The organism is Caballeronia sp. SBC1 (assembly GCF_011493005.1).
Lineage (GTDB): Bacteria > Pseudomonadota > Gammaproteobacteria > Burkholderiales > Burkholderiaceae > Caballeronia.
The window spans coordinates 476,421-497,730 of sequence record NZ_CP049158.1; the positions used below are offsets into that span (position 1 = coordinate 476,421).

The following is a 21,310-nucleotide window of genomic DNA, read 5'->3' on the forward strand; positions in this document are numbered from 1 at the left end:
GGTTCTGTCCCGTGTTTTTTCCGCGGTTCTTTTTAGCGGGCGGTGCGGAACACTACTTGCTGTATTGCCCAGTTTCCACCAACGTCCAAACCAACGCTAATGAAGCCCTATATTGTTTGCCACATGATGTCTTCTGTCGATGGCCGCAGTCTCACAGACGGCTGGCATCTCGACTTTGCGTCCGATCTCTACGAGAACACGGCTGCATCCTTTGAAGCCGACGGCTGGATTTGCGGTCGCGTCACAATGCAGGAAATCGCGCACGGAGAGGGTTATCCAAAAGGCCTTGCGAAGCAGCCGGTTCCGCGTACGAACCACTTCGCCCAGCGCGGCGCAGATCAGTACGCCATTTCCATTGACCCGAAGGGACTGGTTGAATGGAAATCGAATACCGCGTTGAAGTCGCATGTGATCGAAGTGGTGACAGAGCAGGTCTCGGATGATTTCCTCGCCTATCTTCAGTCGATTGGGGTGTCCTACGTTTTCGGCGGCAAGACCGATCTCGATCTGGCGGATGTAGTCCGTACGCTTGAACGCGAGTTGGGGGTGAAGAAGCTGATAGTGGAGGGCGGCTCGCACGTGAGCGGCGCGTTCGTGAATGCCGGTCTGGTGGATGAAGTGAGCGTGCTGATCCTGCCGCTCGTGGATGGCCGCAGCGAGCATCCGTCCTCATTCGAGGTGGCGATGGACGCATGGAAAAATCCGGCGTATCTGACCCTTGCATCAGTGGAACAGGTCGCTCATGACGCGGTCTGGTTGCGCTACACGCGTAAATCGACCTGAAGAGGCAAGGCTACGCGGCGAGCTTTGGGATGAGCTTTATCGGCCATGGTGGATTGCTTGGATATCGACAGTGAAGTGGAGCGATCTACCACGAGCGGGCGCGCGATCGGCTGCGCGTTTCATGGTCTGCGGCCCAGTCGATTCAGTAATACCGGCGGCTCAATCGACGATAGGAGACTATCGCGCAAAGAACCAGGACCACTTCCACGCTGGCTTTCACCAACCATGAATTGATCAGGCTGTCGGTGTCTTGGAGGGGGAATCCGCCGCCGCTGCTGCTCGCGCAGCCGCCGCAAGCGACGCTGTCGAGGACCGGCCAAAAGATAGGCCACATCATGGCTAGCGCCACGAATGAGGCGGGCATGAGGTAATCACGCAGCCAGTACAAGGTCAGACCCATTACCAGCACCGCAGCCACTCCCATGAAAAATAATGACAAAAACACGGTCGTTGTGTCGGCGCCCAAGACACGGCCCAGCACCCAAGCAGCTAAGAGAATGCCGAGCGTCGTAACAATTGCCACGAGAGCTGCCGAGTCGCTGGTCCGTGCATTTCCCATATGTTGTTCCGAGTGAGTGAAAAGGCCATCACTCTAGATGAGCGTTAAGCCGCATGTATAAATATCTGTGAATTTTCGATGGATGGGAGCCACGCTCAAGCGGCGAGCCTCGGGATTACCCCTATCGATCATAGTGGTTTGCTTGTATATCGGACTTTTGCGAAATATACTTCGTTTCATTGCGATTCTGCCCAAAACCGTTTTTCATGGATATCGACGCCATTCACAAGGCCTTGGCCAATCCCGTCCGCCGCGAGATTCTTACGTGGCTAAAGGAGCCCGAAGCCTACTTCCACGAGCAGGAGTTCCCGCTCGTGAATGGCGTGTGCGCCGGGCAGATCGACGCGCGTTGCAATATGTCCCAATCCACGGTGTCGGCTCACCTGGCGACGCTTCACAAAGCGGGCCTGGTGACCTCCAAGCGGGTTGGGCAATGGATATTTTTCAAGCGCGACGAAGCGGTCATCCAAGCGTTTCTCGATCAGCTTCGTAACGGCCTCTGACGCGTGCAGGTTAGTCCATCGTGTTCTGGCTGCTGGATCTCATTACAATCTATTTAGGAATACTTTCAAAATGCCAAATCTTTTCGACCCGCTCAAAGCCGGTGCCTTCAATCTTCGTAACCGCATCATCATGGCGCCGCTCACGCGTCAGCGCGCGGGTGTTGAACGTGTGCCGAACGCGTTGATGGCGCAGTACTACGCGGATCGCGCTGCAGCCGGCATGATCCTCAGCGAAGCAACTTCAGTTACGCCCCAAGGCGTGGGTTACGCTGAAACGCCGGGAATCTGGTCAGACGAGCAGGTCGAAGGCTGGAAGCTCGTGACGAAGGCAGTCCACGACGCAGGCGGCACGATCCTCCTGCAACTGTGGCACGTCGGCCGGATCTCGGACCCCGTCTTCCTCAACGGCGACCTGCCGGTGGCGCCGAGCGCAATTGCGGCGCAAGGTCATGTGAGCCTTGTGCGGCCCCAGCGCGAATATGTGACGCCGCGCGCGCTCGAACTCGACGAGATTCAAGGGGTGGTTGCAGCGTTCCGCAAGGGTGCGGAAAATGCGAAGCTTGCCGGTTTCGACGGCGTTGAAGTGCACGGCGCGAACGGTTATCTGCTCGACCAATTCCTGCAGGACAGCACGAACAAACGCACGGATATTTACGGTGGCCCGATTGAAAATCGCGCACGCCTGATGCTGGAAGTGGTGGACGCGTGTATTGAAGTGTGGGGCGCTGACCGGGTTGGCATGCACCTCGCGCCGCGCGCTGATTCGCACACCATGGGCGACAGCGATCGCGCCGCTACCTTCGGTTACGTTGCACGTGAGTTGGGCAAGCGCAAGATCGCTTTCATCGCAGCGCGTGAACGCGTTGGCGAAGACTCGATCGGACCGCAGTTGAAGCAAGCCTTTGGCGGCGTTTATATCGCGAACGAAAAGTTCACCAAGGAAAGCGCTCAGGCGGCGCTCGACCGGGGTGACGCTGACGCCGTCGCATGGGGGCAGTTGTTCATTGCCAACCCGGATCTCGTAAAACGCTTCGAAAGCGATGCCGCGTTGAACGCGCCGATCCCCGAGACGTTCTATGCTCGCGGTACTGAAGGGTACACGGACTATCCGACGCTCGAGACCATGGACTAAGCGTTCGGGTTTTGGCTTGGCCGCAGCCGGTGGCTCCATAGGGAGTCACCGGCTGTTTCGTTTTCAAGGCTTCGCTAAGGCGAAACTTCAGAGCAGGCAAGCCTTTAGATACCTTGACGTATAGCTGCTGGTTTTCCCCCGCTTAACTACGTCTTCCGGCGTGCCGCTGACCACCATCTTGCCACCTTCCTCGCCAGCACCCGGTCCCATGTCGATGACCCAGTCGCTTTGAGCCGCTACCCGCATGTCGTGCTCCACGACGATCACCGTGTTACCCGCATCGACCAGCCCCTGCAATTGAATCAACAAGCGGTCGCTGTCCGTGGAATGCAGGCCGGTCGTGGGCTCATCCAGGATATAAAGGGTCTCGCCCCGCTGCGCTCGCTGAAGTTCGGTCGCCAGCTTGATCCGTTGCGCTTCGCCGCCGGACAACTCAGTGGCCGGTTGGCCCAGGCGTAAATAACCGAGTCCAATGTCCTTTAGCACGGCCAGCGCTCGCATGATCTGCGGCTCGTCGGCAAAGAAGGCGCACGCGGTGTCCACGGTCATCTGCAGCACGTCCGCAATGTTCTTTTCCTTCCATTCGATCTCCAGCGTCTCCGGGTTGTATCGCGTTCCTCCGCACGTTGAACACGGTGCATACACGCTCGGCATGAACAGTAACTCAACGCTCACGAATCCCTCACCCTCGCATGTCGGGCATCGACCCTTCGCAACATTGAACGAGAACCGGCCTGCGTCATAACGGCGACCACGCGCCGTGGGCGTCTCTGCAAACAGCTTGCGCACGTGATCGAAAAGGCCGGTGTAGGTTGCGAGATTCGAACGCGGGGTGCGTCCAATCGGCTTCTGATCGACGCGAACCAGTCGCCGGATTCGCTCCATGCCGGCCGTTATTTCACCGCCGGTCGGAATGTCCTCGACATCCAGCAACGGATCACTCTCCTCATCCGTATCTGGCGCGATCGGTCGGCCAAGCTGGTCTGCGACCAATTCCGGCAGTGCCTGGCTGACGAGGCTGGATTTTCCCGAGCCCGAAATGCCTGTCACGGTCGTGAAGCAGCCGAGCGGAAAAGCGACCTCCAGGTCATGCAAGTTGTTACGTGTCACGTTCGCAAGCCGCAGCCAGTGCGCCGGCGTGCGCTTCGAACGCGGAGCTGCCCGGTAGTCGCCAAACAGATGCAACCGCGTTTGCGATTCCTCGATGTCCGCCAATCCGGCCGGCGGCCCGCTATACACAATCTGTCCGCCCGCCGTGCCGGCAGCCGGACCCACATCCACCAGCCAGTCCGCCCGGCGCATCATCTCCAGATCATGCTCGACCACGAACAGTGAATTGCCCGCGGCCTTCAGGCGAAGTAACGCGGTGAACAACGCTTCGCCATCGGCGGGGTGAAGGCCGGCGGAGGGTTCATCGAGGACATAGATCACCCCGAACAACTGCGATGCGAGCTGCGTCGCAAGCCGCAGCCGCTGCAACTCGCCCGAAGACAAGGTGGGTGTGCCCCGGTCCAGCGCCAGATATCCCAGGCCCAGATCGATGAGCGTAGTCAGGCGTTCGAGCAACTCGCTCGCAATCCGTTGCGCTGCAACCTGCTTCTCCCTGGATTGATTCGTAGTCCGTCTTATATCGGGAGAGGCTTTGTGTTCCGATCCGCCGGACGCGACCCGTCGCGCGACAGCTGCCCGCATCTCATCCTTGCTCAATATTTCTTCAGCCGATGCCGATGCAGCAGCGGACCTTGAACCGCCCTCTGGCACCTCACCGCGAGCAACCGGGCGCAATACATCGGCGACACGGGCAAGCGGCATCTGCGATAACTCGCCTATATCCAGTCCCGCGAAGGTCACGGACAGCGCCTCGGGCTTCAATCGTTTGCCATGGCACGAGGGGCACGCACTGCTCACCATGAAACGCGACACGCGCTTCTTCATCAACGCACTTTGCGTGTTGGCGAATGTGTGCAGCACATATCGTCGCGCGCCTGTAAACGTGCCCTGGTAGCTCGGTTCCGCGTGGCGCTTGAGCGCGGCGCGCGTCTCTTGCGGCGTCATGCCGGCATACACGGGAGCGGTCGGCGTCTCGTCTGTGAAGAGGATCCAGTCGCGGTCTTTCTTCGGCAAATCGCGCCACGGCTTATCGACATCAAACCCCAGCGTGACCAGGATGTCGCGCAGGTTCTGACCATGCCACGCCGGCGGCCACGCAGCGACTGCACGCTCTCGGATAGTCAGCGAGTCGTCGGGGACCATCGATTGCTCGGTCACCTCGTAGACACGCCCCAGACCGTGGCACGTGGGACACGCCCCTTGCACCGTGTTCGGCGAGAAATCCTCGGCGAACAGCATGGGTTGTTTCGCCGGGTAGGTGCCAGTGCGCGAGTACAGCATGCGCACAAGGCTGGACAGTGTGGTTACGCTGCCCACCGACGATCGTGCATTAGGCGTGCCACGTTGCTGCTGTAGAGCGACAGCGGGCGGCAAGCCCTCAATGGAATCCACTTCCGGAACACCGACCTGATCGATGAGGCGGCGCGCGTAGGGCGCCACGGATTCGAAATAACGGCGCTGCGCTTCAGCGTAGAGCGTGCCGAACGCGAGCGACGACTTGCCCGATCCCGAGACGCCGGTAAAGACGACGAGCGCGTCGCGCGGAATGTCGACATCGATGTTGCGCAGGTTGTGCTCGCGGGCACCCCGCACCCGCACGAAGCCGGTCCGGGAAGGATGAGGTGATGTGTCTTCAGGCTTCTTGTTTCGAGTTGGCATGCGTTTTAAAGCCATTGTGTGGTTCAGTTTGCCTGCCCGCCAGTGGGGACGTGTCCGAATACGATGAAGAACTCGCACGACATTTGGCCGCGCGGGGTGCAGCAGTTTAAGTGGCGGCCGGAACCGCTGTCGATCCGATTGGGGCATTGGGCGCACGCGGCGTGCCCGAATACTGGCGTTCTGATCTGCCGGATATTTACCCGAGCGACGAGCGTGCGAAAGGGTTTAAGCATCGCGGATAAAATGGACTAATTAGTCTGTTATGTTTCTGTTCAACGCGTAATTGCCTTCACGCGCGGGTTGTCCATCATTGGGATCAGTAATCCGGGCGAGTATCAAGCGTGGTCGGGTATCAAGCACCTTAAACGGTGTGTAATTACATTCGCCGTAGCCATTGCCAGCAAAAGCCAGAGAGCGCAAGCCCCGCAGGAAAACATAAAGCGATTGCGTTTGAAGTTTTCTCCCCTAGACTATTAACTCGCAAGCCTGCGGACGGCGTCTGGATTATTTCATTACCCAAAACTATCGTGGTCATAATGCATAAACAATTTTCGTGTTGATTTGCAGAATTATTTTGAAGACCAGTTGAAAAAGGAGTGGTGTAGTACCCGGTTTAACGGACTGCAATCGCACTGCAACCGGGCTGCAATCAAGACGCATAACCTGAAAATTCATTGCCGCTTTTCTCCCAAAGGGATTGACGTTTCCCCTGGAACGTCGCTCTTTCAAGCAGTCGATCATTTCTGGAGGTGTTGGATGGCAAAATCTACAAAGGCGGACTTGCAGGAACAATCGAAGATCGCGGCGCTCAGCCCGTTCGAACTCAAGGACGAGTTGATCAAGGCCGCCGGCGGCGGCGCGGTCGAGCGTCCCGCCAACGCGGCCATGCTCAACGCGGGCCGGGGAAATCCGAATTTCCTTGCCACCATTCCCCGCCACGGCTTCTGGCAACTCGGCCTTTTCGCCATGCGCGAGTCGGAGCGCTCGTTCGCCCACATGCCCGAAGGGCTGGGCGGCTTTCCGAAGCGTGAGGGGCTGGAAGAGCGCTTTGAAATTTTTGCACGCGACAACAAGGGCGTTCCCGGCATCGACTTCCTGCGCGGCGTGCTGTCGTATGTGCGCGACCAGCTCGGCCTTAATGGCAGCGAATTCCTCTACGAAATGTGCGAGGGGATTCTTGCGTCAAACTATCCGGTGCCGGACCGGATGCTGAAGTTGTCCGAGGTCATTGTTGCGCAGTACCTGAAGAAGGAAATGGTCGGCAAACACCCGTTCGTTGGCGATTTCGATATTTTCGCGACTGAAGGCGGCACTGCCGCCATGACCTACATCTTCAACACGATGCGCGAGAATCACCTGATCAAACCAGGCGACACCATTGCGCTGGGCTCGCCCATCTTCACGCCGTATATAGAGATCCCGACGCTTAACGACTATCAGTTGAACGTGGTCAATCTGGACGCCGATGTGGAACTCGGCTGGCAATATTCGAAGAAGGAGCTCGACAAGCTGCGCGACCCGAAGGTGAAGGCGTTTTTCCTCGTTAATCCGAGTAACCCGCCTTCCGTCAAGATGAATACCGAAAGCCTGGAGTACATCGCGGAAATCGTGAAGGAGCGGCCGGACCTGATTCTCCTGACCGACGATGTATACGGCACCTTCGCCGACGACTTCGTCTCGCTGTTCGCGCTGTGTCCGAAGAACACCATCCTCGTGTATTCGTATTCGAAGTACTTTGGTGCGACTGGCTGGCGGCTTGGCACGATCGCCATGCACCGCGAGAACGTGATCGACGAACTGATCCGCAAGCTGCCCAAGGAACAGCGCAAGGAATTGCACGAGCGTTATGAATCGATCACCACCGAGCCGGAGAACCTGAAGTTCATCGACCGCCTGGTAGCCGACAGCCGTACTGTCGCGCTGAACCACACTGCGGGACTCTCCACTCCGCAACAAGTGCAGATGGTGCTGTTCTCGCTCTTCGCGCTGATGGATACCCCTGACTCGTACAAGAACGCGCTCAAGCGCCTGATTCGCGGCCGCAAAGAGGCGTTGTACAGGGAGATAGGGATATCGTTTGACGACAGCGACGTGAACCAGGTCGATTACTACACCATCATCGACCTTGAGTTCCTTGGCAATCGTGCGTATGGGCCGGATTTCGTTGCATGGCTCTTCGCGAACACCGAGCCCTCCGAGCTGCTGTTCCGGCTAGCGAAGGAAGCGCGCGTCGTCCTTTTGCCGGGACGCGGCTTCGGCACGCAACACCCGTCCGGGCGCGTGTCGCTAGCCAACCTCAACGAGAGCGACTACAAGGCGATCGGCCGCGCGATGCGCAAGCTGATGGTGGAGTATGTCGAGCGCTATAACGCCGCAACAGGCAGTTCGCTCGATAAAAACAAGGTGCTCTGATACGTCTGCGGCGCCGGGTACTTCAGGCGTCGAATAAAAAACGGGCCGCTGGGGATGAACTAACCCCAGCGGCCCGTTTCAACACCTGAAGCCTGCTTTAGAACTTGTGGCGAATACCCACGCGTGCAGCGATCTGCTCATTCGTGCCTTTGCCCGACGTGCCGAAGTAGCTCGTGCTCGAACCAATCTGCGCCTGTACATCGGCGCCTGAATTCGAACCTGACGCGTGTTGATAGATACCCAGCACGTAGACGTCGGTACGCTTGCTCAGCGCATAGTCCACGCTTGCGTCGACCTGGTTCCACGTACCCTTCGCGGAATCGGTGAGCTTCATGTACGTGTAGCCGAGGCCGCCGGTAAGAGCCGGCGTGAACGCGTACTTGCCGCCGATTTCATACGCGTTGAACTTCGACGTCGCGCCCGTGATCGATTCAAAGCGCGTGTTGGTCCAGAGGCCGAACACCGTTGCAGCAGCAACCTTGTAGCTGGCGCCAATACCGAACGTGCGCAGGTCCTTCGAACCGCCCGTCGCAACGTTTGCAATGCTCGTGCTGAACGCCGGCGTGGACGAGCCCGGATAGTGGATGTCCGTATAAGCCGCGCCAATGCCGAACGGGCCGCCGGCGTAGTTCACGCCGAAGCTGTAAGCGCGCGACGAACCTTGCGTCGTGACGCCAGCGGTCGTCGTGGTGGGCGTTCCAGCAAATGCGCCAGCCTGGTTCGAGAAGCCGTACAAGCCGCCAAACGTCACGCCGTGGAAGTTGGCGCTGCTGAACTTGATCGAGTTGTTGATACGGCTCGACGTGAGCTGGTCGACGTCGTTGATGTGGTACGCGTAGTTCCCTGCAACCGTCTGGCCGCCGATGGAATACGAACCGCCGAGATAATCGGTCGAGAACGTGTATTGCCGGCCGAGAGTTACCGAGCCGATATCCGACTTCGAAATCCCCACGTACGCTTGCCGGCCGAATTCCGCGCCGCCCTGGCCGAGCGTGCCGTTGCCGCTGTTGAAGCCGCTCTCCAACGTGAAGATCGCCTTCAGGCCGCCACCCAGGTCTTCAGCGCCGCGCAGGCCCCAACGGCTGCCTTGTGCCACGCCGTCGTCATATTTGAAGTTCTTCGAACTGCCGGTCGTGCCGACTGCGCTGTGGTTCACGTAGCTGATACCAGCGTCAACGAGGCCGTACAGCGTGACGCTGCTCTGAGCTTGAGCGGAAGTAGCCGATGCGGCGAACGCCGCCATTGCAGCAGTGGCGAGCAGTGTTTTACGGTTCAAAACGTTCTCCCTAAGCGTGGGTGTGAGTAAGTGATTCAAATAAAATTGATGCAAACAAGTGATGCGCGGCACCGGACTCTGACGGTCTGTAAGCTCGCGACGGGCGGACTTTAACGAACAGGTGTGTAAGCTATATGACAGTTGTTTTTAAGCGACGGCTACAGAAAATACTTCCGGTAAACCCTATGAGCAATTCTTGGGAGAGCAATCAGCCGACAGCCTCTTTGACGAACCGACCCCATGCAAAACTGCGCGTCGAGCGGCTTAGGCCGGTATCCGGGGACGGTGCGAGGCGCGTTTTCGGGAGTCGCTGCGCTATGCTGGCGGCTGATCTTTAAGCCAGGAGCGAAGCGATGACCGAGAGCGTGATTGCGGAACTGGAAGGGCGGTTGCGAGCGGCCATGCTCGCATCGGACGTGGATGTTCTTGATACGCTGCTCGCCGACGACCTTACGTTCGTCGACGCAACAGGCAAGGTATGGAGCAAGGCCGACGACCTGAACGCGCATCGCTATGGGATGCAGCGGATCGAGCGGCTGGAGATCAAGGAACAGACAGTGCGCGTGTACGACAAGAGCGCGGTGACGCTCACGCATGCGGCGCTTAGCGGCCAATTCGGCGGCGTGCCGCTCTCGGCCAATCTCCGCTACACGCGCATGTGGGTGGAGACAGTGAGCGGCTGGCGGATCGCCGCCGCTCACTGCAGCGTGCTAGCTTTTTGAGGCTGGCCCAGTAGCTGCCGACGAAGCACGCGGCTTGGCCGGTTGCTCCTTCACGGCCGCCGAAATCACAGCGCTTGCGGACTTGGACCCGAAGGTCGCCGCAGTCACGGCGCTTGCGGGCTGAGACCCAACGGCCGCCGCGATCACAGCGCTTGCAGGTTTGGGCCCGACAGCGTCTGGGATCATTGAGCTTGCCGGCTGCGACTCATCCACGGCGGTGCGCCCGCCGTCCGCAAAGAAGGTTTGTTCGGCGGCCTTGTTCAAAACCAGGATGCTGATGCGCCGGTTAGTAGGTTCATCGGCGACAGCTTTGTTGAGCGGCAATACATCGGCTAGTCCGCGCACTTGCAGGATCTTGCCTTCGTTCATGCCGCCCGCAATTAACGCGCGCCGTGCGGCGTTCGCCCGCTCGCTCGACAACTCCCAGTTCGAATAACCTGCCTCACCGCCCGAGTACGGCACGGCGTCCGTGTGTCCGGCGATCGACACGCGGTTGTCCACGTCGTTGAGCGAGGCGCCGATCTGCGCGAGGATGGTCACCACATACGATTCCAGCTTCGCGCTGCCGGAGGGGAACATCGGCCGCTTGAGTGAATCGACAATCTCGATACGCAATCCTTCGCTTGTGATGTCAATACGAATCTGATCCTTGTATGCGGCCAGGGCCGGCGTGCGTTCAATCAACGCACTGAGCTTCTGCTTGAGTTGCTTCAAGCGCTGCGCGTCGTCCTTGGCTGCGGCAGCCGCAGCCGCGGACGCGGCTGCGCGTTCGGTCGTTTTCGGCAACGGCTGGGACTGGCTCTTGGTGTCCTCCCCTGGACGCGAACTGGAGAGATCGCGTCCGCCGCCTTCGATCACGCTCGTGCGTGCGGCGCCGCTGCCGTCCTTGCCGCCGAAGACCGCCGACAGCGGCGTGTTGAAATAGTCTTCAATACCTTGCTTGTCGTACTTCGAGGTCGAGCCGAGCAGCCACATGAGCAGGAAGAACGCCATCATGGCCGTGACGAAATCCGCGTACGCGATCTTCCATGCGCCGCCGTGATGGCCAGCGTGCCCGGCCTTTTTCTTGCGTCGCACTACAACGGTCGGCGCCAGCACCGACTGCATGGGCTCGCGGGAGGGGATGTCAGCCATGAGCGAACCTCTTGGTGATCTGCGTGATCTGCGTGATGCGCGCCGGGCGAGACAGGCTCGTCATGCCGATTTCGGTTGCTTGGTGGCGCGGACGGCGTCGTCGAGTTCCTTGAAGGTCGGACGATCGGCCGTGAACAACACCTTGCGCCCGAACTCGACAGCAATCGCCGGTGCATAGCCGTTCATCGACGCGAGCAGCACGGACTTCACGCACTGGAACGGCTTGGCTTCGGCCTGTCCTTTTGCAGCCAGCAGATCGGCCAGCGGCCCGAAGAAACCATACGAGAGCAGGATGCCGAGAAACGTGCCGACCAGTGCGCCAGCGATCATTTCGCCGAGTATCGCGGGCGCGGCTCCAACCGAGCCCATGGTATGCACGACACCCATCACAGCCGCGACAATGCCGAACGCGGGCAGGCCGTCGGCCATCTTCTGGATTGCGCCGGCTGCCAGTGATGTTTCCGCATGATGCGTCTCGAGTTCTTCGTCCATCAGGTCCTGCATCTCGAGCGCGTTGATGTTGCCGCTCGACATCATGCGCAGGTAATCGACAATGAATTCCAGCAGATGGTGATCGTTCAGCACGTGTTCGTACTTCTTGAAGGTCACGCTGTTTTGCGGCGCTTCCACGTCGACCTCGAGCGCCATCATGCCTTCCTTGCGCGCCTTCTGAAGCAGCTCATACAGCAGCGCGATGAGCTGCACGTACTTTTCCTTCGAGTAGCCTCCTGTCTTGAACGCGCTGGGAATGACCTTGATGGTCTTCTTGAGCGTCGTAACGGGATTCGATACGACGAACGCACCCATTGCCGCGCCGAAGATGCACAACAACTCGAAGGGCTGGAATAGCGCGGCCAGATGGCCGCCTACGCCCAGGAAACTGCCGATCACCGACCCGATGACCACGACCCAGCCAATAACAACAAACATGCTCTCTCCGCTTGATTTTCTTGTGCTTCATTTGAATGAAGCTGTCATAGACCTTAACGGCAAGCAGACCAGTAGATTTAGGGTAGGGCGGAGGTATCTTTTATCTTTAGGTTGGCGTAGCACGGCAAAACTTACTTTTCAACCGATGTTGATCGATGTGTATCGATGCTGCGAGCGCTTCTCTGGCAAGGTCCGCACACTCAAAGTGCGGTCATCGTGCGCCATCATTAGCCGCCCGCGATCGATGTGAAGCTGGCGAGGCTTTCCGTATACGTGGCTGTGTTGCCGCCCGTCGCCACGGTGATGTTGATTGTCGATGAGTTGAGCGGTGCAAGGGTCTCAACAGTGTCGGCATCGGAAATTTGCACAAGGCCAGCCTGCAAGGTCCCCTGTGCTATGAGCACTGGCGTAGGCGTTGCCACGTTGAACGCGATGACCGCGCCGCTCACGTTAACGCTGACTGCCGCGCTGGTGGCCAGCGTATCCGTGACAGGGTCTGCGCCGTGAATGCGCGAGAACGCCAGCGAGGTAATGGTGATGGCGCCGCTCACGCTGCTCGTCGACGTGGTCTGCGTGCGTCCCACCGTGACGCTCGGCGCGGTAGCGGTTGTGGTGGTGACTCCGCTGCTCGCGTCATAGCTTTGCGTGTACGTCACCGTGCCATTGAGCGTGTTGGTTCCATTGCCCGATACGAGTGTGAGATTGCTGGCCGTTTCAATGGCGGTGTACGACCAGTTTTGCGTTGCGCTGCCGACAGGACCCGCCGCTGTCTGGATCTGCACGCTCACCGCGCCGTTGACTTGCGCATTGTCTGCAACGGTCGGCGCCTGGATTTCGCCCGTGCACTGGCTGAACGTAAGCATGGCGTTTTCACCGGCCTGCAAACCCGCGGCGCCCGCATTCTGCGTGACTACGTTGACCGATCCGCCCGCGCTGCATGATGTGCTCGACAATGCCGCGCCTGAACTCGCATCATGAACCAACGACGTCACGATGGACGTATAGATGGCAGCCACGCCGGGGCCGGCCAACATGCCGAACGCCCCCGCGTAGTCGGCGACCTGCGAGCTCTGAATGGCGGACGACAACTTGATCACGTTCGATGCCGGTGCGTCCGAACCACCCCCACCTCCCCCGCAAGCGCTCAACAGAACGGATGCCGCGATGATGCTCACTGCGCTGGTTAAGCCATTCATCTGATGATACGAAAACATGCCTGCTCCAATTCAATTGCATGCCATGCGTCTGCACGGTGTCTCGGGGCGGCGCGGTCTGAATCTCTGCCCACGATGCTCGATCAGGTCATTCGGACCGGATCACGGAGGCGATTATTGCGGCAGTCGAAGCGATCTCATTCATTGAACAGCGATGTGAAAAACATCCAATTCGGGGGTCTGTTTTTCGAGCGTTCAAACCACCCCTGCTGACGAACCATCAGATGATTGAAGGCGTCGGAAGGAATGGTCTATGACGTTAGCTCATCGTCCCGGTCACTTTTACAGACAGTCGAATTGGACTCGAAAACAGTCACTGTTTGCTTCATTGAATCAATTGCTGAAACCGTAAAGTCTCGCCACGGGAAAGAGCCCGGCACATTACGGAGAGGGTGCAGTGAACAATGTCTTGAGGGCGGCAACCGCCGCAGCGATCGCAACGCTGGCAACGGGCATAGCTCACGCGCAGGAAGTTTATGTACAGGGCGGCACGCTGGGCGCTGGTGTAGGCGCGGCGTATTCCTTGAACTCGTGGTCGGGTGTGCATGCGGAAGTGGAGGGCTTTGGCCTCTCGCATTCATTCAACGTCAGCGGCAACAACTACGATGGCCACCTCAGCCTGAAGCAAGGGGGGCTTTACCTTGACCTGTTCCCTTTTTCCAGCAGTGGCTTTCGCGTGACAGGCGGTGCGCTGTTCAATGACGATGAACTGACGGCGCACGCAGTGCCCAATGCCGACGGTAATTACAAGATCGGCAATGACTATGTGCCGGCCATTGGTGCCGCGCCGTCCGCCACTGTGCGCCTGCCGAGCGTGATGCCGTACCTTGGCGTGGGTTATGGTCACAAGCCGGTGTCGAAGGGATTTGGCTTCATGTGCGACCTCGGGGTGGCGTATGGCCGTCCTCGGGTTTCTTATTCGGTGCCGGCCATCTATAGCCTGTTGACGACGCAGGCGAATATCGATCAGGAGCAGCAAAATATTACTGATCACGTGCAACGGTACCGTTGGTATCCCGTGGTCCAGGTGGGCGTGACTTACCGGTTCTAGTCACCGGTTCCAGTCGCCGGTTGCAATCGGTTAAGGCTTGCAAAATTTGAACCTGTTTGAACCAGCGTCGCGCTGGATCTTCAATAGATGACCGGGACGGACAGGGTGCGGAATGTTTTATGCGTGCCTTAGCCTGATCTCCATTCACTACAGGCGAACCCTAGCGATGATTCAAACTTTCGAGCAAACCATCGACGGCAAACCGGTGCAGTTCTGTGCAAGCATCGCAGACGGCGGCAGTCCGCAACGCGTCATCATCAGCCGGGCGGATTCGGCGAAGTCGCTGGTGATCGTCGAGGCGTCGGGGATTATCGGCGCGATCAAGGCCGAGGTCGAAGCGCCGGAGACGTTTGTCGCCGAAGCCGTGCGCAAGGCTCAGCAGGAAGGGCTGATTGAACGGGCGCTCGCATCGGGCGAAATCCTGACAACGACTCTTTAATTCGACCCGCATCGATCAAAATGCCCGCCTGCGAACGCAGGCGGGCATTTTTTTACTGATCTGCTGATTTGCAGCTGCGAAATCAAAGACGCGGTTCACCGTTGTTCGGATCTGCAGGCACCAGGGGCGTTGCGGAATCCGGGCCATCGGGTGAGTCGGGATCGTCCGGGGGCGGCGGCGCATCGGGGTCGAGCAGTTCGTCGGGGTCGGGTTCGATCGGCAAGTAGGTTGGGTCCGGCGGCGGCGTGGACATGTCCAGTTCCTCATTAGCGGTCTGCGGACCGCGCGTTGCACGAGAAGTGCATGTGTGAAACCGGACGCAATGAACGTACCCGGCGCGCGCTCTTAGCGCTTAACCCACGTGCATCATGCTCAGTGGCGGTTCCCCGCGCCGCATTTAATCGATGCCATTCCTGGCGCTTGATCGTCCTTTGCGCGCTTGCTTTCCACCGCCCGCCACGCGAGGATCGCGGCGAATAACAGCAAAGCCACCGATACCCCCGCCGACGCCTTTACGCCTATCACGATCTGTGCGCTTTCCGCCATGGCCGAGTGACTCGCCAGCGCACCAAATGCGGCGACGCCTATCGCGCCGGCCGCTTGCCGCGCGGTATTCAGCACCGCCGACGCCGTGCCTGCGCGGTCCGGTGTAACCGTGCCTAATACGGCGGTTGTCATTGCGGGGACAGCGAGTCCCATGCCCGTCGGAATCAGCAAGAAGGGCAGCAGCAATACAGCCACGGGCGTAGACGCATTGACGAAAAGAAGCGCGGCAAAACCTGCTGCATCGATCAATGCGCCAATGATCATCGGCAAGCGCGAGCCGAAGCGCGCGACGACTACGCCACTGGCAAGATTCGACAACAGGAACCCCCCGGTGAGCGGCAGGAACGCGAGTCCGGCTTCCAAAGGCGTATGGCCAAGCACGCGCTGCAAGTACAGGCTGAGCACGAACACCATGCCGTAATACGTGAGGTTCACGCAGATGCCGAACACCGTGGCCGAAGCGAACGTGCGGTTCCGAAACAGCGCAGGCGGCAGCATGGGCGCTGACGCGCGCCGCTCGACCAGCACCAGCGCCACGGCCGCGAGAAGCGCCACCGCAATTGCGCCGATCACCAGCGGGTGCGTCAGGCCCAACGGCCGGAGCTCGATCACCGCGCCGACGAAGGCGATCAGCGCAACGGTCGCGAGCACTTGGCCGGGCAAGTCGATACCGCGCGCTTGTTGCTCCGGCTTTTTATCGGCGATCCAGACGTAGGTCGCCACAATCCCCGCTACGCATAACGGCACGTTGACCCAGAAAATGCTGCGCCACCCGAATGCGGCGATCAGCAGGCCGCCCACGATCGGCCCTGCCGCAATCGACACCGCGCCCGCCGCCGTCCATAAGCCCACGGCACGCGCCCGCAGCCCGTCGTCGTGACCGCAAGCCTGGTTGAGCAGCACGAGGGAGTTGGGCAGCATCGCGGCCGCTCCTATGCCCTGCAATGCGCGTGCAGCGACCAGTTGGGTCGCGTCCATTGCAAAGCCGCAAGCGGCGGAAGCCACCCCGAACAGCATCAGGCCCGCAACGAACAAGCGCCGTGCACCGAAGCGGTCGCCGAGCACGCCCGCCGAGAGCATCAGCGCGGCAAAGGCGAGCGCGTAGGCGTCGACTGTCCACTGCAAGCCCGCCACGCTCGCGTGCAGATCGCGTCCGATACTTGCGAGCGCCACATTGACGATGGTGACATCGAGTTGAGAGACCACGAAACCCATGCTGGCCGTGGTGACGATCAGCGCCTGGCGTGTGCTCAGCCCGGCGCGTGGGGAGGAAAGGTTCGAGTTCATGGAGACCAGCTTATCGACCCTGCGCGCCCGACGTTTCCGTGGTTCGTGAAATATGCATGCGCGACTCTTTTTGGGGGTCGTGCCTGCGCTTATGCGCCCTTGTCAAACCCGTGGCATGGTATCCAGGCAACACTTTTTGAAAAGCTCTGATTCCGTTACGTGTCGGCACAAACAGTGACTTTGCGCGACATATTGAAGGCATTTGTGACGATTTGGCGGTCGTAATTAAGAGTTTTCCGATGGATCAACCCGGTACCGCTCTGCAGAATTCGCGCGTCTGAAGTGGTCTCGTGGAGCGTCATGAGACCTTCTTTGGTGTCTTCAATAACGTCTTTTCAGCACGTCCAGAAGTCACCGTTTGCAGGTTCACCGGTCCCGTTATCATGCGCATCGCAATTCTTCAATCCGATCCCCAGCACCGTTTCGTTGTTGGCGGAATCATCGAACGTCTCAACCATGTCTGTATTCCGTTTAGCGACGGCTTGTCGATGTCGAAATCGCTATCCCGGTCCACTGTCGACATGCTGATTCTCGACTGGCATTCCAGCGGCTTGTCCGGGCTGGACCTGCTGAAGTCGATGCGCTCGGGTATTGGCGAGCGCGTGCCCGTGATGTTCGCCTCCGCGGATGGCGGAGAGAGTAACGTGGTTCGTGCGTTGAGCGCGGGTGCCGACGACTACGTCACGCATCCCGTGCGTTCCGCCGAATTCGGTGCACGCGTGGAAGCGCTGCTGCGGCGTGCGTATCCGGCGAATACCGCCGCGATTACTGAACTCGGCCCGTATCGCTTCGATTCGCGCCAGCAGAGCGTCACCGTGCGGGGCCAACCCGTGCAACTGAGCGGCACGCAATTCCGGCTGGCGCTGCTGTTTTTCTCGAACGTCGGGCGGGTGTTGTCGCGCGATCACATCTTCGCGATGGTCTGGGGGCGCGAGTTTCGCGAGTCCACGCGGACCATTGACAGCCATGTTTCGCGCTTGAGGCTTGCACTGACTCTCGAGCCGATCAATCACTTTCGCTTGCAGCCGGTGTACAAGAGCGGCTATCGGCTGTTGCATCTTTATGGCGACACCGTCGATGAAGCGCGGGCGTGTGAAGAAGCTACGGCTTGATACGTGTGTGGTGTTTGAAGATGAACAAGCCGTCGCAAGACGGCTTTTTTGCGCGCACCCGGAGGTGGTATCCCTTCAAATGGACCAGATAGTTAATTTGTCGATGGCTACCGAGAATCGATGTGATGTGCCGGTCTTCAGACGAGCGTTGTCGCTGGGAATATCGAATGTCACTCCGCAAATTTTCAGCCGTGCGTACCGGTCTCCGCGCCGCAGTTCGATACCTTCGACCGTACCTTGGAACGCACCGTCATCGGACGGCATGATGGCAAGCGCAGGCAGCCGCCACATCACGGTTTGTCCCACGGGAATGGCCGTATTGCCCGCAATCTCCAGACGTAGCTCGCCGCCCAGTTCGATCTTGTTCGCTTCGAGCATGCGGCCTTGCCCCACATTGTGAAGCCCGAGCAATTCCGCCACGCGCATTGAAGCGGGGCGCTCGAAGACATCGCTCACCGGTCCCGCCTGAAGCACGCGGCCGTGCTCGATCAGCAATACTTCGTCGGCGAGCAGCGCGGCTTCATCGGGATCATGGGTGACGACCACCGTGACCGCCGATATCTCGCGCTGCAGTGCGCGCAACGATTGCTGCAGACGGCGCCGGCGCGGGGTGTCGAGTGCGGCGAAGGGTTCGTCGAAGAGCAGCAACTGGCTATGTTGCGTGAGCGCGCGGGCAAGCGCCACGCGCTGACGCTGGCCGAATGAAAGTTCACGCGGCAAGCGGCCAAGCAGCGTTGAAAGACCAAGCTGATCGACCCATTGCCGCGCGCTCGCAGCATCTGCGCTTAGCGGAAACGCCAGTTGTTGTGCGACCGTCATATGCGGAAAAAGACCGTAGTCTTGCGGCATATAACCGATCCTGCGTTCCTCGGGAGGGAGGGCATGGAGAGGACTTCCACCTAGCGTCACGGCAGCCGTCTGCCCGGCTTCAAGCCCTGCGATCAGGCGCAACGTCAGGGACTTGCCCGACCCCGACGTGCCAATGATCGCAAGACGCCGTGTGGACGGCGCCCATGCAACGTCGAGATCGAAACTACCAAGCTGTTTTTTCAACACGATGCTGAGGCGCCGGTCATCTTCGTCGATCAACGGATGTGCCGGCGTGCTGTCATCCGCCTCATCGCCATTGACGAGTTCCGCGCTCAACGAAACGCGGCCTTTGCGGCTGTAGATGGATAACGCCGCACATGCAACGGCAATGGCAAGCGTAGGCAGCAGCAGGGGCATCATGGCCGGCAGGCCCTGACCACCGAACACGACGTAGGTATAAACCGGCAGCGAATACGGGTGATACGCGACCATCACGGTCGCACCGAATTCGCCGAATGCGCGCAGCCATGCCAGCGCAAGTCCCGCGCTGATCGCAGGCCATGCAACCGGCAGCGTGACCCGAAAGAAGCGGCTTCCGGCACGATGTCCCAGCGTGGCGGCCACGTCCTCGAACATGGGGTCGACGGCAGCGAATGCGGAGCGCGCCGCGATGATCAGGAACGGTGCCGCCACAAAGGTTTCAGCCAGCACGATGCCGGCGAACGAGTCGGTTAGCGTGCCACCCGTTAGTTGTCCGACCCAACTATAGGGGCCGAGAAGAAACAACAGCAAGACGCCGCTCGTGAGGGGCGGCAAGGCGAGCGGCAATTGCACGACGAAACCCAGCAACGCCGCCTTGCGCGAATTCGACCGGGCGAGCAGATAACCCAGCGGCACGCCGCCCAACAAGATAATGAGCGACGCCACGCTCGCGCTGCCCGCCGATACAGCCACCGCCGACAGCGTGCTCCTCCAGTCGACCCCGTGCCAGTCCGCCGCGCCCACCTGCGGGATGCTAGCGATGAAGGGGGCGCACAAATAGACTGCGAGCAGCGCTGCAAGCCACAGTAGCGGTTGCGCAGCGGTGCGTTTCATCGAGTAGCGTCGATCACAGCCTGCAGGGACGGCGGCATGGCCTGCGCGTTACCCGTGATCGCAGGTTGGATTACGTCGACACCGTGTTCCTTAAGCAACTCGCGGCCCTTCGCGCTGAGCAGGAAGTCGACGAAGCGCGTGGCGCCGGCCGAGTTCGGTGCATCGCCAAGAATGGTGAGCGTATAGCTCGCCTTGGCTTGCAATTCGGGCGCGGGACGGATGGACGGAATCTTCAGGTCGGAGGTCTCGGTTGAATAGAAGAATCCGGCGTCGAGTTGTCCGGATTGCAAACGTCCGACCAGGGTTTCTTCAGGCAGGACCTGATCGGGATTCTCGGCTGCGCCCAACGTCTTTTCCACTAGATCCGGCTGGTGATAAAGATCGGCGGCCTTGGTCACCATCTCGACGGTGAACGCGCCCTTGGGGTCCAGTTTCGGATCGGTGCGGCCAATGCGAATACCCGGCTCCTGCAAGACCTTGTCCCAGCGCTTTGTCTTGAAGTCGGCGGCAAATTTGCTGCGCGGGTTGTAGCCGATCATCAGCGGCGATTCGGCGAACGTGACATACCAACTGACGTGGTCGCCGTTGGCTGCACCCATCAAACTGGTGTTGACCTTCGGGCTCGCGCTGATGAATACATCGCCGCGACGCAGCTTGCCCTTGATCTCGTTGGCGATCTTGTTCGAACCCGCCGCGTAGCCCTGGAAGTGCAGGCCGGTTTCCTTTTCGAAAGCGGGGCCCACGCTGCGCTCCATCAAATTGACGAGCGACCCGGCATACAGCACGTTTACGGCGTTTTCATCCGCCATGGCGGCATGGCTCAAGAGCGCGCTGGCCATGACCGCAACCGACACCATCACCTTACGGATCATCTGATTCTCCACGTTGATAAAGGGCGTAATAAAGGGCGCTATATTACGCCGAGACTCATCTTCTTCGCTAACGTCATCGACATGTTTTGCGTGGCTGTTCGTCTCAAAGGGGCAGCGTGGTGCGGTTACACTTGGGTCTGCCTGCAATGCAGGTGACCATTGCAAAACGTGCGTCCTGGGATCCGCGTGATCCACGCCTTCAAAGGACGCCGCAACCGGAGATGAACATGCGAACAAGCGCCCGAAATCAATTTGTCGGTGAAGTGGTGGACGTCAAGCATGGCGCAGTCAATGACGAGATCTTGCTGCGCGCCAATGACGGCCTTGAGATTGTCGCGGTGATCACGCATGGCAGCGCTGCATCGCTCGGGCTGGCCGCCGGCAAGGCTGCGTTCGCGTTGGTCAAGGCATCGTCGGTCATCGTGATGGTCGATGTAGCGCAGAGCCAGGTATCGGCCAGGAACTGCTTTGCCGGGACGGTATCGGCCGTGACCACGGGTGCTGTCAACAGCGAAGTCATTATTACTGTCGCGGGCGGCGCGCAGATTGCCGCTATTGTCACGAACGAAAGCGCACAACGGCTCGCGCTCGCCAGCGGCAAAGCGGCCACGGCGATCTTCAAGGCGTCGAGCGTGATTGTCGGCGTGGACAACTAGTCGTCTCG

19 protein-coding genes are annotated in these 21,310 nt (G+C 59.6%); 9 read left to right on the forward strand and 10 right to left on the reverse strand.

What is annotated here, in order from left to right:
* Nucleotides 1–99 precede the first annotated feature (99 nt).
* Nucleotides 100–783, forward strand: coding sequence for a dihydrofolate reductase family protein (locus tag SBC1_RS29085; RefSeq protein WP_165103012.1), 684 nt, complete (start codon nt 100–102; stop codon nt 781–783).
* Between the two features lie 142 nt (nt 784–925).
* Here SBC1_RS29085 and SBC1_RS29090 read toward each other — a convergent pair whose 3' ends face one another.
* Nucleotides 926–1,306 (reverse strand): hypothetical protein, encoded by a 381-nt coding sequence (locus SBC1_RS29090; protein ID WP_165103015.1) that lies wholly within the window; start codon nt 1,304–1,306, stop codon nt 926–928.
* Between the two features lie 242 nt (nt 1,307–1,548).
* Here SBC1_RS29090 and SBC1_RS29095 point away from each other — a divergent pair, with 242 nt between their 5' ends.
* On the forward strand, nt 1,549–1,845 hold the full coding sequence (locus SBC1_RS29095) for a helix-turn-helix transcriptional regulator (RefSeq protein WP_165103018.1): 297 nt from the start codon (nt 1,549–1,551) through the stop codon (nt 1,843–1,845).
* A gap of 70 nt (nt 1,846–1,915) precedes the next feature.
* On the forward strand, nt 1,916–2,977 hold the full coding sequence (locus SBC1_RS29100) for an alkene reductase (protein ID WP_165103021.1): 1,062 nt from the start codon (nt 1,916–1,918) through the stop codon (nt 2,975–2,977).
* Nucleotides 2,978–3,064: 87 nt separating this feature from the next.
* Here the strand turns inward: SBC1_RS29100 and SBC1_RS29105 are convergent, their stop codons facing one another.
* A complete protein-coding gene (locus SBC1_RS29105; protein ID WP_165103024.1) occupies nt 3,065–5,746 on the reverse strand; it encodes an excinuclease ABC subunit UvrA in 2,682 nt (893 codons plus the stop codon).
* Nucleotides 5,747–6,502: 756 nt separating this feature from the next.
* Between SBC1_RS29105 and SBC1_RS29110 the strand changes: the two genes are divergently transcribed.
* A complete protein-coding gene (locus tag SBC1_RS29110; protein WP_165103027.1) occupies nt 6,503–8,158 on the forward strand; it encodes a bifunctional aspartate transaminase/aspartate 4-decarboxylase in 1,656 nt (551 codons plus the stop codon).
* A 97-nt stretch (nt 8,159–8,255) separates the two neighbouring features.
* On the opposite strand, the gene SBC1_RS29115 is transcribed toward SBC1_RS29110, so the two are convergent.
* Nucleotides 8,256–9,434, reverse strand: coding sequence for a porin (locus tag SBC1_RS29115; RefSeq protein ID WP_165103030.1), 1,179 nt, complete (start codon nt 9,432–9,434; stop codon nt 8,256–8,258).
* A gap of 353 nt (nt 9,435–9,787) precedes the next feature.
* On the opposite strand from SBC1_RS29115, the gene SBC1_RS29120 reads away from it, so the two are divergent.
* Nucleotides 9,788–10,156 carry a nuclear transport factor 2 family protein gene (locus SBC1_RS29120; RefSeq protein WP_165103033.1) on the forward strand — a complete coding sequence of 123 codons (369 nt, stop codon included), beginning with the start codon at nt 9,788–9,790 and terminating at the stop codon, nt 10,154–10,156.
* Here SBC1_RS29120 and motB read toward each other — a convergent pair.
* The 3 genes from motB to SBC1_RS29135 form a co-directional block, all read right to left on the reverse strand.
* A complete protein-coding gene (motB, locus tag SBC1_RS29125) occupies nt 10,145–11,290 on the reverse strand; it encodes a flagellar motor protein MotB (protein ID WP_165103036.1) in 1,146 nt (381 codons plus the stop codon). The two genes, SBC1_RS29120 and motB, sit on opposite strands and share 12 nt — an antisense overlap.
* Nucleotides 11,291–11,350: 60 nt before the next feature.
* A complete protein-coding gene (gene motA, locus SBC1_RS29130; RefSeq protein ID WP_165103039.1) occupies nt 11,351–12,220 on the reverse strand; it encodes a flagellar motor stator protein MotA in 870 nt (289 codons plus the stop codon).
* A 227-nt stretch (nt 12,221–12,447) separates the two neighbouring features.
* Nucleotides 12,448–13,434, reverse strand: a complete 987-nt coding sequence (locus tag SBC1_RS29135; RefSeq protein ID WP_165103042.1) for a hypothetical protein — start codon at nt 13,432–13,434, stop codon at nt 12,448–12,450.
* A gap of 397 nt (nt 13,435–13,831) precedes the next feature.
* On the opposite strand from SBC1_RS29135, the gene SBC1_RS29140 reads away from it, so the two are divergent.
* On the forward strand, nt 13,832–14,485 hold the full coding sequence (locus SBC1_RS29140; protein ID WP_165103045.1) for a hypothetical protein: 654 nt from the start codon (nt 13,832–13,834) through the stop codon (nt 14,483–14,485).
* 166 nt (nt 14,486–14,651) lie between these two features.
* Nucleotides 14,652–14,924 (forward strand): hypothetical protein, encoded by a 273-nt coding sequence (locus SBC1_RS29145; protein WP_165103048.1) that lies wholly within the window; start codon nt 14,652–14,654, stop codon nt 14,922–14,924.
* A gap of 82 nt (nt 14,925–15,006) precedes the next feature.
* Here the strand turns inward: SBC1_RS29145 and SBC1_RS29150 are convergent, their stop codons facing one another.
* Nucleotides 15,007–15,177, reverse strand: coding sequence for a hypothetical protein (locus SBC1_RS29150; protein ID WP_165103051.1), 171 nt, complete (start codon nt 15,175–15,177; stop codon nt 15,007–15,009).
* Nucleotides 15,178–15,296: 119 nt separating this feature from the next.
* On the reverse strand, nt 15,297–16,757 hold the full coding sequence (locus SBC1_RS29155) for an MFS transporter (RefSeq protein WP_165103054.1): 1,461 nt from the start codon (nt 16,755–16,757) through the stop codon (nt 15,297–15,299).
* Between the two features lie 383 nt (nt 16,758–17,140).
* On the opposite strand from SBC1_RS29155, the gene SBC1_RS29160 reads away from it, so the two are divergent.
* Nucleotides 17,141–17,869: a response regulator transcription factor gene (locus tag SBC1_RS29160; RefSeq protein ID WP_165103057.1), complete on the forward strand. Its 729-nt coding sequence runs from the start codon at nt 17,141–17,143 to the stop codon at nt 17,867–17,869.
* Nucleotides 17,870–17,944: 75 nt separating this feature from the next.
* On the opposite strand, the gene SBC1_RS29165 is transcribed toward SBC1_RS29160, so the two are convergent.
* On the reverse strand, nt 17,945–19,774 hold the full coding sequence (locus SBC1_RS29165) for an ATP-binding cassette domain-containing protein (protein WP_165103060.1): 1,830 nt from the start codon (nt 19,772–19,774) through the stop codon (nt 17,945–17,947).
* Nucleotides 19,771–20,646 carry an extracellular solute-binding protein gene (locus tag SBC1_RS29170; protein ID WP_165103063.1) on the reverse strand — a complete coding sequence of 292 codons (876 nt, stop codon included), beginning with the start codon at nt 20,644–20,646 and terminating at the stop codon, nt 19,771–19,773. Before SBC1_RS29170 ends, SBC1_RS29165 begins: the two co-directional genes overlap by 4 nt.
* Nucleotides 20,647–20,873: 227 nt before the next feature.
* On the opposite strand from SBC1_RS29170, the gene SBC1_RS29175 reads away from it, so the two are divergent.
* Nucleotides 20,874–21,302: a molybdopterin-binding protein gene (locus tag SBC1_RS29175; RefSeq protein ID WP_165103066.1), complete on the forward strand. Its 429-nt coding sequence runs from the start codon at nt 20,874–20,876 to the stop codon at nt 21,300–21,302.
* Nucleotides 21,303–21,310 lie beyond the last annotated feature (8 nt).

Coding starts and splice junctions, on each gene's coding strand:
- SBC1_RS29120 (WP_165103033.1), top strand. CDS start 9,788: ATGACCGAGAGCGTGATTGCGGAACTGGAAGGGCGGTTGCGAGCGGCC.
- SBC1_RS29175 (WP_165103066.1), top strand. CDS start 20,874: ATGCGAACAAGCGCCCGAAATCAATTTGTCGGTGAAGTGGTGGACGTC.
- SBC1_RS29145 (WP_165103048.1), top strand. CDS start 14,652: ATGATTCAAACTTTCGAGCAAACCATCGACGGCAAACCGGTGCAGTTC.
- SBC1_RS29110 (WP_165103027.1), top strand. CDS start 6,503: ATGGCAAAATCTACAAAGGCGGACTTGCAGGAACAATCGAAGATCGCG.
- SBC1_RS29100 (WP_165103021.1), top strand. CDS start 1,916: ATGCCAAATCTTTTCGACCCGCTCAAAGCCGGTGCCTTCAATCTTCGT.
- SBC1_RS29135 (WP_165103042.1), bottom strand. CDS start 13,434: ATGTTTTCGTATCATCAGATGAATGGCTTAACCAGCGCAGTGAGCATC.
- SBC1_RS29155 (WP_165103054.1), bottom strand. CDS start 16,757: ATGAACTCGAACCTTTCCTCCCCACGCGCCGGGCTGAGCACACGCCAG.
- SBC1_RS29150 (WP_165103051.1), bottom strand. CDS start 15,177: ATGTCCACGCCGCCGCCGGACCCAACCTACTTGCCGATCGAACCCGAC.
- SBC1_RS29170 (WP_165103063.1), bottom strand. CDS start 20,646: ATGATCCGTAAGGTGATGGTGTCGGTTGCGGTCATGGCCAGCGCGCTC.
- SBC1_RS29105 (WP_165103024.1), bottom strand. CDS start 5,746: ATGCCAACTCGAAACAAGAAGCCTGAAGACACATCACCTCATCCTTCC.
- SBC1_RS29095 (WP_165103018.1), top strand. CDS start 1,549: ATGGATATCGACGCCATTCACAAGGCCTTGGCCAATCCCGTCCGCCGC.
- SBC1_RS29165 (WP_165103060.1), bottom strand. CDS start 19,774: ATGAAACGCACCGCTGCGCAACCGCTACTGTGGCTTGCAGCGCTGCTC.
- motA (WP_165103039.1), bottom strand. CDS start 12,220: ATGTTTGTTGTTATTGGCTGGGTCGTGGTCATCGGGTCGGTGATCGGC.
- SBC1_RS29160 (WP_165103057.1), top strand. CDS start 17,141: ATGCGCATCGCAATTCTTCAATCCGATCCCCAGCACCGTTTCGTTGTT.
- motB (WP_165103036.1), bottom strand. CDS start 11,290: ATGGCTGACATCCCCTCCCGCGAGCCCATGCAGTCGGTGCTGGCGCCG.
- SBC1_RS29085 (WP_165103012.1), top strand. CDS start 100: ATGAAGCCCTATATTGTTTGCCACATGATGTCTTCTGTCGATGGCCGC.